The following is a 15026-nucleotide window of genomic DNA, read 5'->3' as shown; positions in this document are numbered from 1 at the left end:
AAGGGGTCAATTGCCAATGATTTTGACTTTTGCCGTTAATGGCACGCTATTGGATGAAACGCTATTTTTTGATGCATTAAAAGCACTTGCCAAAGAGCCAGAACTGGATGAAGAACAGGTTGTTTCGGCTTACCGCTTCTACCAGGCACGCTTACAGTATGGCCAGGCATACCAGGATCAAAAGACGATCTTAAAGCAGACCTTAATGCTGATGGACGTGCAATTTAATGACCGCGGCTGGTTTGGTCGTCACTATGACGAGCTGCTGGCCGCCCAAAAAGAATTGCATCCATTCAACGATGCTTTAAAGGCGCTGCCGGTATTAAAGCGTCATAATAAACTGTATGCGATTGCCAATACCGACAATGATATTGCTCAAGCTCAGCTGCAGGAATTGAATGAATGGCTGGATGGCATCTTGACTGCTGAACAAGTACAGGCTTACCAGCCACAGGCAGCCTTATTTGATCTGGTCAGCGAAAAGCTCAACCTTGACCAACAGGCTCATGCACATATCGGCAGTGATTATTGGCAAGATATCAAGCCAGCTGCTGATCGGTCTTGGCATAACGTTTGGATCAATCGGCAAGGAATGGCCAACTCACGGATGTACAAGCACAATAAGGCGCTGCCAACCTTAGAGAAGCTGCCAGACTATATTGCCCGCGTTGCGCCAGATATGGAGGAACGAGCTGCGCGCCAATCAAACTAAAGAGCTTAAGCTGCCAAATCAGGCGGCTTTTTATTTTTAAGGCAGGAGCAAATCGTTAGACGAATAAACGTTCGTGTGCTAAACTTGTACCGATTTTATGCGACGGCAGAATCAGCGAATCCTGCTGTCGTCAACAAGGAGGAATTCTTTTGATTTATCGTCAGCCTGATCGACCATTTGAACTGGTTTCTGACTACCGGCCAACCGGTGATCAGCCCGAGGCCATTGCTCAGTTGACGCAAGGTCTTAAAGAAGGCGAGCATGCCCAGATTCTGCTGGGGGCAACCGGGACTGGCAAGACGTTTACGATCTCAAACGTCATTGCCCAAAACAACAAGCCAACACTGATTTTGTCGCACAACAAGACTCTGGCCGGTCAGCTGTATGGTGAGATGAAAAAGTTCTTTCCCAACAATGCAGTTGAGTATTTTGTTTCCTATTATGACTACTATCAGCCGGAAGCCTATGTACCATCCAGTGACACCTATATTGAAAAGGATGCCTCAATTAATGATGAGATCGATAAATTGCGGCATGCAGCCACCAGCGCGCTTTTGGAACGCAATGACGTAATCGTTGTCGCTTCGGTTTCCAGTATTTTTGGTTTGGGTGATCCGCGCGAATATCGTGATCATGTCTTGTCGCTGCACGTTGGTCAAGAAATCGAGCGTAACCAGCTGCTTAGAGACCTGGTCGAGATTCAGTTTGATCGCAACGATATTGATTTTCAGCGTGGCCGTTTTCGCGTTCATGGCGACGTTGTCGAGATCTTTCCAGCTTCGCGTGGCGAGCGAGCACTGCGCGTTGAGTTTTTTGGCGATGAGATCGATCGAATTCGTGAAGTTGATGCTTTGACTGGCGAGATTATCGGTGATCGTGAACAGGTTTCGATTTTCCCGGCTACGCACTTTTTAACCAGTGACGATATTATGGATACTGCCTTACCACAGATTGAAGCTGAGATGAAAGAGCAGGTTGCAAAATTTACTAAAGAAGGCAAGCCGTTGGAAGCGGAACGGATTCAGCAACGGACGACCTATGATATTGAAATGATGCGCGAGATGGGCTACACCAACGGTATTGAAAACTATTCGCGCTTCATGGATGGCAGAAAGCCCGGCGAGCCGCCATTTACGCTGTTGGACTTTTTCCCTAAGGATTTTCTGCTGGTCGTTGACGAATCACATCAGACCATGCCACAAGTACGTGGGATGTATAATGGTGACCGCGCTCGTAAGCAGCAGCTGATCGATTATGGATTCCGGCTGCCAAGTGCTTTAGACAACCGGCCACTGAAACTAAGCGAGTTTGAAGAACGAATCAATCAGGTTATCTACATGTCAGCCACACCAGGCCCTTATGAACTGGCCCAGACTGATCATGTCGTTCAACAGATTATCCGGCCAACCGGACTTTTGGATCCTAAGGTTGAGGTCCGGCCAGTTATGGGGCAGATTGATGATTTGGTGGGTGAGATCAACCAGCGGATTGAAAAGAACGAACGCGTCTTGATTACGACTCTGACTAAAAAAATGTCAGAGGATCTGACCGACTATCTAAAGGATCTGGGCTTAAAAGTCAAATATCTGCACAGTGACATTAAGACATTGGAGCGAACTCAGATTATTCGTGAGCTCCGGTTAGGCAAGTTTGATGTTTTAGTCGGAATCAACCTGTTGCGGGAAGGTCTGGATATTCCGGAAGTTTCGCTGGTCGCAATTTTAGATGCGGATAAGGAAGGCTTTCTGCGCAATGAACGCTCCTTGATTCAAACCATTGGGCGGGCTGCCCGTAATGCTAACGGTCAGGTTATCATGTACGCCGATACGATTACCGATTCAATGCAGGCTGCCATCGATGAGACCAAGCGGCGGCGTGAGATTCAAGAAGCTTACAATCAGGCCCATCATATCGTGCCCAAAACCATCATCAAGCCGATTCAAGAAGCGATTAGTGCCGTTAAGCCAGCCGAAGATACTGGTAAGGTTGAGCATGATACTGAATTTACGGTCAAGGACTTTAAGGCCCTGGCTAAAGACGAGCAGGCAAATCTTTTGGCTGAGCTGACCGAGCAGATGCGCTCAGCTGCCAAGCGACTTGATTTTGAACAGGCGGCCACGCTGCGCGATACGATCATGGAACTCAATGCCGCAATCAAGCATCAGAAAACCAAACAGGCTAAGCACTGAGACTAGGGGGATTTGGCAATGGCCAACGATAAAATCGTGGTGCATGGTGCACGTGCCCACAACTTAAAAAATATAGACGTAACGATTCCTAAAAACAAGCTGGTCGTGATCACGGGGCTTTCCGGATCAGGCAAGAGCTCACTGGCCTTTGATACACTGTATGCTGAAGGACAGCGTCGCTATGTTGAGAGCCTTTCTGCCTATGCGCGGCAGTTCTTGGGGCAGATGGACAAACCCGATGTTGACTCGATCGATGGCCTGTCACCGGCAATTTCGATCGATCAAAAAACAACTTCGCACAATCCGCGTTCTACGGTCGGCACGGTTACTGAGATCAATGACTTTTTGCGGCTGCTGTGGGCAAGAGTTGGGACGCCAATCTGTCCTAATGATGGCAGCGTGATTGCCAGTCAGTCCGTCGAGCAGATGGTTGACCGTGTATTGGAATTGCCAAAACGCACGCGGCTGCAGGTCTTGGCTCCGGTCGTTCGTGATAAGAAGGGAACACAAAAAGCGGTCTTTGAAAAAATCAAGAAGGCCGGTTTCGTCCGTGTCCAAGTCGATGGCGAGACCTATGATCTTGAAGAGGTTCCAGAGCTGGATAAAAATAAAAAGCATACCGTTGACGTGGTGGTTGATCGAATCATCATCAAAGATGGTATCCGCTCGCGCCTATTCGACTCGTTTGAGGCTGCGCTGCGTTTAAGCGATGGTTATGCAACGGCGGACGTGATTGGCGGAACGCCATTGATGTTTTCTGAGCAGTATGCCTGTCCAGTCTGCGGCTTTACGGTTGGCGAATTAGAACCACGACTGTTTTCATTCAACGCACCGCTGGGGGCCTGCCCTGAGTGTGAAGGCCTGGGCAGTAAATTAGAGGTTGACGAAGAATTAGTCGTGCCAGATCGACAAAAAACACTGCGTGAAGGTGCCATGCTGCCATGGAATCCAATCTCGTCTCAGTACTATCCAAAAATGCTGGAACAGTTCTGTGACTCGGTTGGCATTGATATGGACGTACCATTTGAAAAGCTGCCAGCCAAGCAGCAAAAGCAGGTTCTTTATGGCAATGGTGAGACGACGTTTCATTTTCATTATGAAAACGACTTTGGCGGGGTGCGTGATGTTGACGTACCGTTTGAAGGCGTCATCAACAATGTCAAGCGGCGTTACCATGAAACCAACTCTGACTTTACCCGTGAGCAGATGCGCAAGTATATGACTGAGCTGCCATGTCCGGCCTGTCATGGCTATCGTTTGAACGAAAAGGCTTTGGCCGTTAAGATCATGGGTAAAAACATTGGCGAGGTCTCTGAACTGCCAATCAGCCAAGCCATCCCATTCTTTAAAGATGTCGAGTTGTCACCAGCCAAGGCCAAGATTGCCAAGCCGATTCTAAAAGAAATTTTGGATCGCCTGACGTTTATGGCTAACGTTGGCGTTGAATACCTGACGCTGAGTCGAGCCGCACGGACGCTTTCGGGTGGTGAGGCGCAGCGAATTCGGTTGGCTACTCAGATTGGCTCAAACCTTTCCGGCGTCATGTATGTCTTGGATGAACCATCAATTGGCCTGCATCAGCGCGACAATGATCGACTGATCGCTTCACTCAAGAAGATGCGTGATCTGGGTAATACGCTGATCGTCGTTGAACACGATGAGGATACCATGCGGGCAGCTGACTACATTATCGACATTGGCCCCGGCGCCGGCGAAAACGGTGGTCAAGTCATGGCCGCTGGAACGCCAAAACAGATCATGCGTTCACGCAAGTCGCTGACTGGTCAATATCTTTCCGGCAAACAGCTGATTCCTGTACCTGAAAAACGGCGTAGCGGCAACGGAAACTTTATCGAACTAAAAGGCGCCCAGGCCAATAATCTGAAAAATATCGACGTTAAATTCCCGTTGGGTGAGTTTATTTGCGTAACCGGCGTTTCCGGATCTGGCAAGTCAACGCTGGTCAATCTGATCCTCAAGCGCATCCTGGCTCAAAAGCTTAATGGTGCATCAGCCAAGCCAGGACGCTATGCTTCGATCAGTGGTCTGGAAAATATCGAAAAAGTCATTGATATTGATCAATCGCCAATCGGTCGGACGCCGCGCAGCAATCCGGCAACCTATACCGGGGTCTTTGACGATATTCGTGATCTGTTCGCACAGACCAATGAGGCTAAATTACGCGGCTATACCAAAGGACGCTTCAGTTTTAACGTCAAGGGCGGTCGCTGTGAGGCCTGCCGCGGCGATGGGATCTTAAAAATCGAGATGAACTTTTTGCCTGATGTCTATGTACCATGTGAGGTCTGTCATGGCACGCGTTATAATTCCGAAACGCTGGAAGTTGAATATAAAGGCAAAAACATTGCTGAAGTCCTTAAGATGACGGTTTCTGAAGCACTGGAATTCTTCAGTGCCATTCCGAAGATCCGGCGCAAGCTGCAGACTATTGAAGACGTTGGGCTGGGCTACGTGCAGTTGGGTCAGCCGGCAACGACGCTTTCGGGTGGTGAGGCCCAGCGGATGAAACTGGCCAGTGAATTGCACCGGCAGTCGCATGGCAAGAGCTTTTATATTCTCGATGAGCCGACAACCGGTCTGCACATGGCTGATATCAAGCGGCTCTTGGGTGTTTTGCAGCGTCTGGTTGATACCGGCAATACCGTCTTGGTAATCGAACATGACCTGGATGTGGTTAAATCAGCGGACTGGCTGATTGATCTGGGGCCAGAAGGCGGCGAGGCTGGCGGCTATGTCGTGGCCACCGGAACGCCAGAAACAATTGCTGAAGTGTCAGAAAGCTATACGGGACAATACCTCAAGCCGATGCTGGAGCGTGACCGCAAATGGGCTGCTCAGCATGAAAGATAAAATGATTTTGATTTGAATGCTACTAGTCCAGCGGGTTTTGATCCGCTGGACTTTTTAATTAAAGATTGAAATTCTATAATCGTTATATTAAGATTAGAATATTATATTTTAATTAAAAATAAAAACGGAGGTCTGGCTGATGGATCTGAACAATATTCATACCGGGAAAAACATTTCGCTTAATGGACACACGATTTTAATTGGCTTGATGGCGGATCCGATTCGTCACTCAATGTCGCCAACGATGCATAACAATGCTTTTGCTAAATTGGGTCTAAACTACGCCTACCTTTGTTTTGAGATTGATAATCAAAAGCTGCCCAAAGCTATTGATGCCATCAGAACGTTGGATATGCGCGGCTCCAATATCTCAATGCCCAACAAGCAAAAAGTAATTCCATACCTAGACAAGCTGGATGAATCGGCTGAACTTTGTCAGGCCGTCAATACCATTGTTAACGATCATGGCGTCTTGACGGGCTACACAACCGACGGAATCGGCTTTATGCAATCGTTGCGAGACGAGGGGCTGGATATTAGTGGCAAAAAGATGGTGCTGACCGGAGCAGGCGGTGCTGGGACACCGATTGCCATGCAAGCAGCAATTGATGGCGTTAGTGAGCTTTCGCTGTTTAACATTGCCGATGACAAATGGCCAAATGCCGAGCGCAACGTCAAGATCATCAATGAAAAGACCGGTGCCCATGCTACGCTGCATCGTTTAGAGGACCAGGATGACTTTAAAAAAGAGCTGACCGATTGTGATATCTATGTTGATGCAACCGGTGTCGGTATGAAGCCACTGGAAGATATGACTTTGGTTGAGGATCCAAGCTGGTTCCATGAGGACATGATTGTCTACGATACGGTCTACTCTCCACGTGAGACCAAGTTGATGAAGGTGGCCCAGCAAGCAGGCGTCAATCACGTCTTCAACGGACTGGGCATGATGCTGGAGCAAGGAGCCGCAGCTTTTAAGCTTTGGACTGGTCAGAACATGCCGGTTGAATACATTCGCAATCTGCTTTTCAAAGAGGAAGATTAGATGAAAGAGGTTAAGCTTAGAAATATCGTCTTGGGCAATGGCAGACCTAAAATTGCCGTTCCAATCGTTGCTGATGATCAAATGTCCATTGAAAAGCAGGCACAAGCCATCGTAAATGCGCAGCCAGACGTTGTTGAATGGCGAATTGATTTTTTTGATGATGTCCTGGATTTTGAAAAACTACGCTCAGCAGCCCTTAAATTGAGAAAAATACTGGCTGAGCTGCCGCTTTTAACCACGTTTCGCACGATTGAAGAAGGTGGCAGTCGAAAGCTTGATGAAGCAAAGTATTTTCAGATCGTACATTTTGTAATTGAAAATGAGCTGACGGATGCCATTGATCTTGAGCTGTTTCATCAAAGATCTCAGATTGAGCGAATCGTAGCACTGGCAAACACTCATGGTATTAAGGTAATTATGAGCAGCCACGATTTTGCCCGAACGCCAGCTGCTGAAGAGATCTATTATCGCTTGCACGTGATGGCTGATCTTGGTGCCGATGTGGCTAAGATTGCCGTTATGCCGCAAAACTCAAATGATGTTTTGACACTTTTGCAAGCGACTGCTCAAGCACATGCACAACTGGATTTGCCATTGATCACCATGGCCATGGGCGATCTAGGGAAGGTAACGCGCATAGCCGGTGAGGTCTTTGGCTCAGCATTGACGTTTGGTGCCGTTGAAAAGGCCTCAGCCCCCGGTCAGCTAAGCATTGCCGAATTAAGAAGGGCACTGGATAATTTAAAAATTTAAGATAATTGATCTTAAAAGCATGAGGCTGGGAATTAACTCAACCTCTTAACTATTTTATGGATAGTAATGCCTCAGCGCAGTAGCTGGCTGGCAGTTCAAACGCTGATAAATCAGCATTTGACCGACCTAGCCATAATTGAGGAGGTTCGAAGACAAACTCCGAAAATCGGTCGCAAGCTGATTTTCGGAGTTTTTTCTCACTCTCATGCTTTTTTAATGAAAAGTCATTAAAATTAAAAGACACGCCCGGGTGTGATACAATGAGAAGCGTATTTTGAATTGAGGTGATAGCTCCGTGGCAAAACCACTACAAGTCGTGATCATTACTGGGATGAGTGGCGCCGGTAAGACGGTTGCCGTTCAAAGCTTTGAGGATCTAGGCTATTTTGTAATTGATAACATGCTGCCTAATCTGGCGGAAAAATTTGCCGACGTGATCCAAAACGCTGCTGAATTCGACCAGATGGCGATGGTAATGGACTCGCGATCACAAGCGTTCTATGACCAGATTCTGCCTTGCATTCAGCGCTTGAAGAATCGGACTGATCTAAAAGTTGAAGTTTTGTTTTTGGATGCCAGTGATGTTGAGCTGGTATCACGCTATAAGGAAACGCGGCGCTCGCACCCACTGTCACGGCAAGGTGGCGTTTTAGAAGGAATTCAAAAGGAACGGACGCTTTTGAGTGATCTGAAGAGTCAAGCCGACGTTGTTATTGACACCACTAACCTGACGCCGCGCAATCTGCGGCTGCGGATTGATGACTACTTTGGCAATGGTCAGACCAGCAGCTTTTTTGTTGAGGTTATGTCATTTGGCTTTAAATATGGATTGCCATTAGATGCTGATATCGTTATTGATGCTCGTTTTTTGCCCAACCCATTCTATCTGCCTGAGCTCAAGCATTTAACCGGCAACGATCAGCCAGTCCAAGACTATGTGATGAAGAGTCAGTTGGCCCAAGATTTTTATTCACACCTCAAGGCCCTGTTAAAGGTAACCTTACCTGGCTATATTCAAGAAGGCAAAAGCAGCCTGACGATTGCCATTGGCTGTACTGGCGGTCAGCATCGTTCAGTAACGATTGCCAACCGGTTAAATCATGATCTGCGTCAGGATGGCTATACGGTCAATTTGCATCATCGTGACGTCGATAAGGCAAAATAAGGAGGTATTCAAATGATCCACAAACCTAAAATCGTCATGATCGGTGGGGGGACGGGACTTCCTGAGATTCTACATGGTCTTAGGGACAAAGACGTTGACGTTACAGCAATCGTGACGGTAGCCGATGACGGCGGCTCATCAGGAATCTTACGCAACTATGTCAATGTGGTGCCGCCTGGTGATATTCGCAATGCACTGGTTGCCTTATCGGAATTATCGGAACTAGAGCTGTCAATTTTTCAATATCGTTTCAACAGTACTGACCAGTTTCTGGCTGGCCATGCGATTGGTAATCTGATTATTTCAGCTTTGGCTGAGATGAAAGGCGGCGATATTTTCGCTGCCGTGCAGGAACTGTCGTCATTGATGAAGATTAAAGGACACATCTATCCAGTTACCGATGAGCCGCTGACCTTAAATGCCGAGTTTACTGACGGTTCGACATTGAGTGGTGAATCCGAGATTACGGCAGCACATAAGCGAATTCAGCGGGTCTGGATCACGCCGTCCAATAATGAGAATCATCACCAGGCAAAAGCCGTCAAGCAGGTTATTGATGCCATTATGGATGCCGATCAAATCGTATTGGGACCAGGGAGTCTGTTTACCAGCATCTTGCCCAACCTGATGATCGAAAACGTTGGTCGGGCCGTCTGTGAAACCAAAGCTGAAGTTGTCTATATCTGCAACATCATGACACAAAAGGGTGAAACCGACAATTTCTCAGATGCTGATCATGTGCGCGTGCTCAACTCGCACTTAAAGCAAAATTTCATTGATACCGTTTTGGTAAATATTCAGCCGGTGCCAAAAGACTATATTGATTTTCAAGAATGGAACGAGATCTCTCAGCCTGTCAAGCATGACTTTCAAGGCTTGCGTGATATGGGCTGTCGGGTAATCTCCAGTAATTTCTTGCGTTTAAGAGACAATGGGGCGTTTCATGATCGCGACAAGGTGGTGGCTGAACTGCTGAATCGTCTACATGGCGTCCATTATTAACAAGAGGGGGAATCGCGCATGTCATATGCCAGCGAGGTAAAAAAAGAGCTGACGGGGCTGCAGGTGCACTTGGATAATGCCAAGGCCGAACTGATGGCGCTGATTCGGATGAATGGCGCTTTAGGAATTGCCAATCGCAATCTGGTTTTAAACGTTCAAACGGAAAGCCCGGCGATTGCTCGCAGAATCTACTCGCTTTTAAAGCAGTTTTATCAAGTTGAAAGTGAGATCGTCGTCCGGCGTAAGATGAAGCTTAAAAAGAACAATCAATACGTGGTACGCCTGCGCTATCACGCCCAAGAGATTCTCAGTGATCTGGGAATTTTGGAAGGTTTTCAGATCAAAGAAAAGGTTCCAATGGCATTGCTTAAGGATGATTTGATGATTCGTTCGTATCTGCGTGGGGCGTTTTTGGCGGGTGGTTCAGTCAATAATCCTGAGACATCGCGCTATCATCTGGAAATTTATTCTTTATATGAAGAACATAATGAAATGATTGCCCAGATGATCAATCGCTATCATCTGAATGCCCGAACCACGGCTCGCCGCAGCGGCTACATCGTCTATCTGAAAGAAGCCGAAAAGATTGCCGAGTTTCTTCAATTAATCGGTGCTACCAATGGCATGCTCAAATTTGAAAATATTCGAATCGTACGTGACATGCGCAATTCCGTCAATCGACTGGTCAACTGCGAGAATGCCAATATGGATAAGGTTGCCAATGCATCCAATCGCCAAATCGAAAATATCCGTCTGATTGATTCAATGGTTGGTTTGGACAGTCTGCCAGAAAAGCTGCGCGCTATTGCCGAAACCCGTCTGGCTCATCAAGAAGTCAGTCTAAAAGAGCTCGGCGTTTTGGTGCCAGGTGGTCCAATCTCGAAATCAGGGGTTAACCACCGATTGCGTAAATTAAATGCCTATGCCGATGAATTACGGCAGGCTAAAACCAACTAAAAAAACCACGGCTGTCATGTGTCATGCAGTCGTGGTTTTTAAATATTTAAAAGCGAGTGATTACTTCAACTTGGCACTGTTTTCCATGATGCCGTCAAGCAGACCGTAGTCAACGGCTTCCTGGGCCGTTAAGTAGTGGTCGCGTTCAGTATCACGTTCGATTTGCTCAATTGGCTGGCCGGAATTTTCTGCCAAAATGCCATTGATCATCTTACGCGTCTTCAAGATTTCTTCAGCTGCGATCTGAATCTCGGTTTGTTGACCTTGAGCACCACCAGATGGTTGGTGAATCATAACCGTTGAGTGTGGCAAACCGAAACGCTTGCCCTTGGCACCAGATGATACCAGCACGCTGGCCATTGATGCGGCCATACCGATTACGATGGTCTGAACATCGGCTTTGATGAAGTTCATCGTGTCATAGATGGCCATCCCAGAGGTTACGACACCACCGGGTGAGTTAATGTAAAGGTAAATATCTTTGGTTGAATCTTGCGCATCCAAGAATAGCAGCTGCGCAACGATTGAGTTTGCCATGTCATCTTCAATCGGACCGGACAGCATAATGATGCGGTCCTTCAACAGACGTGAATAAATGTCATAAGCGCGTTCGCCGCGTGATGACTGTTCAATGACCGTTGGAACTAAGTTCATGCTTTGGCCTCCCTCTTAATTAGCAGTAGTCAGCTTCGATTGCTAACTTATGTGAATACTATACTCGATAGGTCAGAAAAGGTCAAATGTTTTGTCACAAAAAAGGCGCTGCCAAGTACGACCTAAATGTCGTCAATGACAGCGCTTTCTAACCTTATAATAGGTAGAATTATTTCAAGTCAGCTGAGATCATGCTCAGTTCTTGATCGGCGATTTCGGCATCCAGCATGGCCCGATCGTCATTTTCGATCAATTTCTTAAGTTCGTTCAATTCGTGCATGTTCTTTTTAAACATAGATTTCATCTCCCCGAATAATATGGATTTGTGAATGAATTAATTGTTAACCTCTGTGATGTCTAAGACTATACACCAAATTGGTATTATTGACAAGTGCCTGTTTTAAGCGATTTTTGGTTTTTATACCCAAATTGGTATAGGTCAAATTGACAGAAAACGTTTATCAATTTTTTATTGTGAAAACAGTGCTAACGTTTCCAAAGGTCAACGCAGACCGGCTTTCCAGCTTAGAAATTAAAAAATGAGCAAGATGCCCAAAATCAGTCAGATAATCAAAAAATTTTTTTGAATTTTATTGATGACAGCTTGGTTGTAATAATAGTTGTTGATTTTTGATACCCTGACCCTTATAATTGGAATGTTGATTATTTACGTTAGATATAAAGGAGGCATATTGCTATGCGTAAAGCACATCCATACGGCGTACAAGGCCGTCGCCCAGTCGCAGACCGTTACACGCGGGCTAAGAAGGAAAAGAAAATCGAAGCTATTCGTAAGTGGGCTAAGCAAAAGCCAGCTGAAGAAAAGTAATTTGCTTTTCCATTAAAAAAAGACCTCATCCAGGCTGACTGTGATGAGGTCTTTTTTATGCTGATTTTTAATTAAGATCATTTAAGTATAATAAAAGCACTGATCAGCCTGACCAGTGCTTTGATGTACCTAAATGCGCCCCCCGGGAGTCGAACCCGGATCTCGAGAACCGGAATCTCACGTGCGATCCATTACACTAAGGGCGCATCTTGTTTAGATGAGTTCGCATAAATAACACGAACGTTTATTATAATATCCTTTGCAGCACCAAAATGCAAGAGGAAAATGAATATTTTTACAAAAATATTGGATGGATCCAATTTGATGAAAACTAAATACATTTCCATGGACAAGTTAGTCGGTTTTGAGTATCATAAACAACGTAGGTTAGTGTGATTGTTTAGCTAGCAGACAAAATTGCCGATTTTTTCCTTAAATTTGGCAATTTTGGATGAAAAGTTGTGGTAAACTAAACAAGAACATTGAATTATTTTCCTAAAGGAGGAAATTGCAGTATGACTGTAAAAATTGGTATTAATGGCTTTGGCCGTATTGGTCGTTTGGCTTTCCGTCGGATCCACGAACTGGGCTCCAAGGACATTGAAGTTGTTGCAATCAACGATTTGACTACTCCTTCAATGCTGGCCTACCTGCTGAAGTACGACTCTACTCACGGCAAGTTCCCTGGCGAAGTTTCTTCCACTGACAAGGGCATCGTTGTTGATGGCAAGGAATACCCTGTATACGCTGAACGCGACGCACGGAACATTCCTTGGGTTAAGAACGATGGTGTTGACTTCGTTCTGGAATGTACTGGTTTCTACACTTCTGCAGAAAAGTCACAAGCACACCTGGACGCTGGCGCAAAGCGTGTGCTGATTTCTGCACCTGCTGGTAACATCCCAACTGTTGTTCCTGGTGTTAACCTGGACACGCTGAAGGCTGACGACAAGATCGTTTCTGCTGGTTCTTGCACGACCAGCTGCCTGGCTCCAATGGCTTACTTCCTGAACAAGGAATTCGGCGTTAAGGTTGGTACCATGACTACGATCCACGCATTTACTTCCACGCAAGCTATCCTGGACGGCCCTCGTGGCAAGAAGATGCGTAACAACCGTACTGCAAGCACGAACACGATTCCTCACTCTTCTGGTGCTGCCAAGGCTATCGGTCTGGTTATCCCAGAACTGAACGGTAAGCTGTCCGGTCACGCACAACGTGTTGGTGTCGTTGACGGTTCCCTGACTGAACTTGTTTCCATCCTGGACAAGGAAGTTACGGTTGATGAAGTCAACGCTGCTATGAAGAAGGCAACTGAAGGCAACGAAGCCTTTGGTTACACTGAAGACCCAATCGTATCTTCTGACATCATTGGTTCTACTTACGGTTCTGTCTTCGACCCATCTCAAACTGAAATCATGTCTGATGGCGAAGGCGCACAACTGGTTAAGACGGTTGCTTGGTACGACAACGAATACGGCTTCACTTGCAACATGATCCGTACGCTGCTTCACTTCGCTACTCTGTAATGCGAACTGAATAGTACCAATTAGGAAGGCGGGAGGAGGAAACTCCGCCCGCCTTCTTTTCAAATTAAGGAGGAATTGGTCAATTATGGCTAAAATGACTGTTGAAGATCTTCCATTGGAAGGCAAAAAGGTTTTGATGCGTGTTGACTTCAACGTGCCAATCAAAGACGGTGTCGTTGGTGACGACAATCGAATCGTGGCTGCACTGCCAACGATCAACCATGTAATCGATCATGGTGGTCGGGCAATTCTGTTCTCCCACCTTGGTCGAATCAAGAAGGAAGAAGACAAGCCAGGTCTGTCACTGCGTCCAGTTGCAGAACGGCTTTCCAACCTGTTGAACAAGCCGGTTACCTTCGTTCCAGTAACGGAAGGTAAGCAATTGGAAGATGCCATCAACCAAATGAACAACGGCGACGTACTGCTGGTTCAAAACACGCGTTACGAAGACGTTAAGGATGGCGAATACGTCAAGCGTGAATCTGGTAACGACCCTGAACTGGGTAAGTACTGGGCTTCCTTGGGCGATGTCTTTGTCAACGATGCCTTTGGTACGGCTCACCGTGCCCACGCTTCCAACGTCGGGATTGCGCAAGCGATCGGCGAAGGCAAGTCAGGTGTTGGCTTCTTGATGGAAAAGGAAATCAAGTTCTTGGGTGATGCCGTTGACAACCCGGTTCGTCCTTTTGTTGCCATCCTGGGTGGTGCCAAGGTTTCTGACAAGATTGGCGTTATCGATCACCTGTTGGATAAGGCCGACAAGATCATCATCGGTGGCGGTATGGCCTACACGTTCTACGCAGCTAAGGGCATCAAGACTGGTAACTCACTGGTTGAAAAAGACAAGATCGACGTTGCCAAGCAAATTATGGACAAAGCCGGTGACAAGCTGGTACTGCCAGTTGACAATGTAGTTGCCGATGCCTTCAAGAACGATGCCAACACCAAGGTAGTCGAAGGCGACATTGACGATGGCTGGATGGCCCTGGATATTGGCCCTAAGACGATTGAACTGTACAAGAGCGTATTGGCTGATGCTAAGACGGTTGTATGGAACGGTCCAATGGGTGTCTTTGAAATGAGCAACTTTGCCAAGGGTACGCTGGAAATCGGCAAGTTCCTGGGCACGCTGACGGATGCTACGACGATTGTTGGTGGCGGGGACTCTACGGCCGCTGCTAAGCAATTGGGGATTGCCGACCGTCTGAGCCACATCTCAACTGGTGGCGGTGCCTCATTGACTTACTTGGAAGGTAAGGAACTGCCAGGGATTGCAGCAATTTCCGAAAAGTAAAGATATTTAAGCGATTGATTAGCATA

The 15026-nt window shown here is 46.8% G+C and carries 13 protein-coding genes and 1 tRNA gene; 11 read left to right on the top strand and 3 right to left on the bottom strand.

Annotated elements, in window-relative coordinates:
* The first annotated feature begins 16 nt into the window (after positions 1-16).
* The 8 genes from HF864_RS00985 (at position 17) to whiA (ending at position 10694) form a co-directional block, all read left to right on the top strand.
* The gene (locus tag HF864_RS00985) at positions 17-712 is read left to right on the top strand and encodes an HAD family hydrolase (protein WP_169461267.1); all 696 of its coding nucleotides are present in this window, start codon (positions 17-19) and stop codon (positions 710-712) included.
* A 149-nt stretch (positions 713-861) separates the two neighbouring features.
* Entirely contained in the window at positions 862-2901 is a 2040-nt protein-coding gene (uvrB, locus tag HF864_RS00980) for an excinuclease ABC subunit UvrB (protein WP_169461266.1), read from the top strand.
* Between the two features lie 18 nt (positions 2902-2919).
* The gene (gene uvrA / locus HF864_RS00975) at positions 2920-5772 is read left to right on the top strand and encodes an excinuclease ABC subunit UvrA (protein ID WP_169461265.1); all 2853 of its coding nucleotides are present in this window, start codon (positions 2920-2922) and stop codon (positions 5770-5772) included.
* Between the two features lie 139 nt (positions 5773-5911).
* Positions 5912-6817, top strand: coding sequence for a shikimate dehydrogenase (locus HF864_RS00970; protein WP_169461264.1), 906 nt, complete (start codon positions 5912-5914; stop codon positions 6815-6817).
* Complete coding sequence (aroD, locus tag HF864_RS00965) at positions 6818-7570, top strand: type I 3-dehydroquinate dehydratase (protein ID WP_169461263.1); 753 nt, start codon at positions 6818-6820, stop codon at positions 7568-7570. It abuts the gene before it with no gap.
* Between the two features lie 295 nt (positions 7571-7865).
* Positions 7866-8735, top strand: coding sequence for an RNase adapter RapZ (rapZ, locus tag HF864_RS00960; RefSeq protein ID WP_169461262.1), 870 nt, complete (start codon positions 7866-7868; stop codon positions 8733-8735).
* 12 nt (positions 8736-8747) lie between these two features.
* Complete coding sequence (yvcK, locus tag HF864_RS00955) at positions 8748-9737, top strand: uridine diphosphate-N-acetylglucosamine-binding protein YvcK (protein ID WP_169461261.1); 990 nt, start codon at positions 8748-8750, stop codon at positions 9735-9737.
* An 18-nt stretch (positions 9738-9755) separates the two neighbouring features.
* Positions 9756-10694, top strand: a complete 939-nt coding sequence (gene whiA / locus HF864_RS00950; RefSeq protein ID WP_169461260.1) for a DNA-binding protein WhiA — start codon at positions 9756-9758, stop codon at positions 10692-10694.
* A 60-nt stretch (positions 10695-10754) separates the two neighbouring features.
* Here the strand turns inward: whiA and clpP are convergent, their stop codons facing one another.
* On the bottom strand, positions 10755-11348 hold the full coding sequence (clpP, locus tag HF864_RS00945; protein WP_006500398.1) for an ATP-dependent Clp endopeptidase proteolytic subunit ClpP: 594 nt from the start codon (positions 11346-11348) through the stop codon (positions 10755-10757).
* 169 nt (positions 11349-11517) lie between these two features.
* Complete coding sequence (locus HF864_RS09520) at positions 11518-11643, bottom strand: hypothetical protein (protein WP_272208555.1); 126 nt, start codon at positions 11641-11643, stop codon at positions 11518-11520.
* Between the two features lie 402 nt (positions 11644-12045).
* On the opposite strand from HF864_RS09520, the gene HF864_RS09515 reads away from it, so the two are divergent.
* The gene (locus tag HF864_RS09515; RefSeq protein WP_006500395.1) at positions 12046-12177 is read left to right on the top strand and encodes a hypothetical protein; all 132 of its coding nucleotides are present in this window, start codon (positions 12046-12048) and stop codon (positions 12175-12177) included.
* 134 nt (positions 12178-12311) lie between these two features.
* Here the strand turns inward: HF864_RS09515 and HF864_RS00940 are convergent.
* Positions 12312-12383: transfer RNA gene (locus HF864_RS00940), tRNA-Arg, on the bottom strand.
* A 309-nt stretch (positions 12384-12692) separates the two neighbouring features.
* On the opposite strand from HF864_RS00940, the gene gap reads away from it, so the two are divergent.
* Both gap and HF864_RS00930 read left to right on the top strand, forming a co-directional pair.
* The gene (gap, locus tag HF864_RS00935; RefSeq protein ID WP_169461259.1) at positions 12693-13706 is read left to right on the top strand and encodes a type I glyceraldehyde-3-phosphate dehydrogenase; all 1014 of its coding nucleotides are present in this window, start codon (positions 12693-12695) and stop codon (positions 13704-13706) included.
* A gap of 85 nt (positions 13707-13791) precedes the next feature.
* Positions 13792-15000, top strand: a complete 1209-nt coding sequence (locus tag HF864_RS00930) for a phosphoglycerate kinase (protein WP_169461258.1) — start codon at positions 13792-13794, stop codon at positions 14998-15000.
* Positions 15001-15026 lie beyond the last annotated feature (26 nt).

It is taken from the genome of Lactobacillus sp. MRS-253-APC-2B, from assembly GCF_012843675.1.
Taxonomy (GTDB): Bacteria; Bacillota; Bacilli; order Lactobacillales; family Lactobacillaceae; genus Limosilactobacillus; species Limosilactobacillus pulli.
The sequence above is the reverse complement of the archived record's forward strand: the minus strand, read 5'-3'. Positions and strand labels throughout refer to the sequence as shown.

Excerpts from the sequence above, each read along its gene's own strand:
- HF864_RS00985 (WP_169461267.1), top strand. The coding sequence starts at position 17 with ATGATTTTGACTTTTGCCGTTAATGGCACGCTATTGGATGAAACGCTA.
- uvrA (WP_169461265.1), top strand. The coding sequence starts at position 2,920 with ATGGCCAACGATAAAATCGTGGTGCATGGTGCACGTGCCCACAACTTA.
- HF864_RS00970 (WP_169461264.1), top strand. The coding sequence starts at position 5,912 with ATGGATCTGAACAATATTCATACCGGGAAAAACATTTCGCTTAATGGA.
- aroD (WP_169461263.1), top strand. The coding sequence starts at position 6,818 with ATGAAAGAGGTTAAGCTTAGAAATATCGTCTTGGGCAATGGCAGACCT.
- yvcK (WP_169461261.1), top strand. The coding sequence starts at position 8,748 with ATGATCCACAAACCTAAAATCGTCATGATCGGTGGGGGGACGGGACTT.
- whiA (WP_169461260.1), top strand. The coding sequence starts at position 9,756 with ATGTCATATGCCAGCGAGGTAAAAAAAGAGCTGACGGGGCTGCAGGTG.
- clpP (WP_006500398.1), bottom strand. The coding sequence starts at position 11,348 with ATGAACTTAGTTCCAACGGTCATTGAACAGTCATCACGCGGCGAACGC.
- HF864_RS09520 (WP_272208555.1), bottom strand. The coding sequence starts at position 11,643 with ATGTTTAAAAAGAACATGCACGAATTGAACGAACTTAAGAAATTGATC.
- HF864_RS09515 (WP_006500395.1), top strand. The coding sequence starts at position 12,046 with ATGCGTAAAGCACATCCATACGGCGTACAAGGCCGTCGCCCAGTCGCA.
- gap (WP_169461259.1), top strand. The coding sequence starts at position 12,693 with ATGACTGTAAAAATTGGTATTAATGGCTTTGGCCGTATTGGTCGTTTG.
- HF864_RS00930 (WP_169461258.1), top strand. The coding sequence starts at position 13,792 with ATGGCTAAAATGACTGTTGAAGATCTTCCATTGGAAGGCAAAAAGGTT.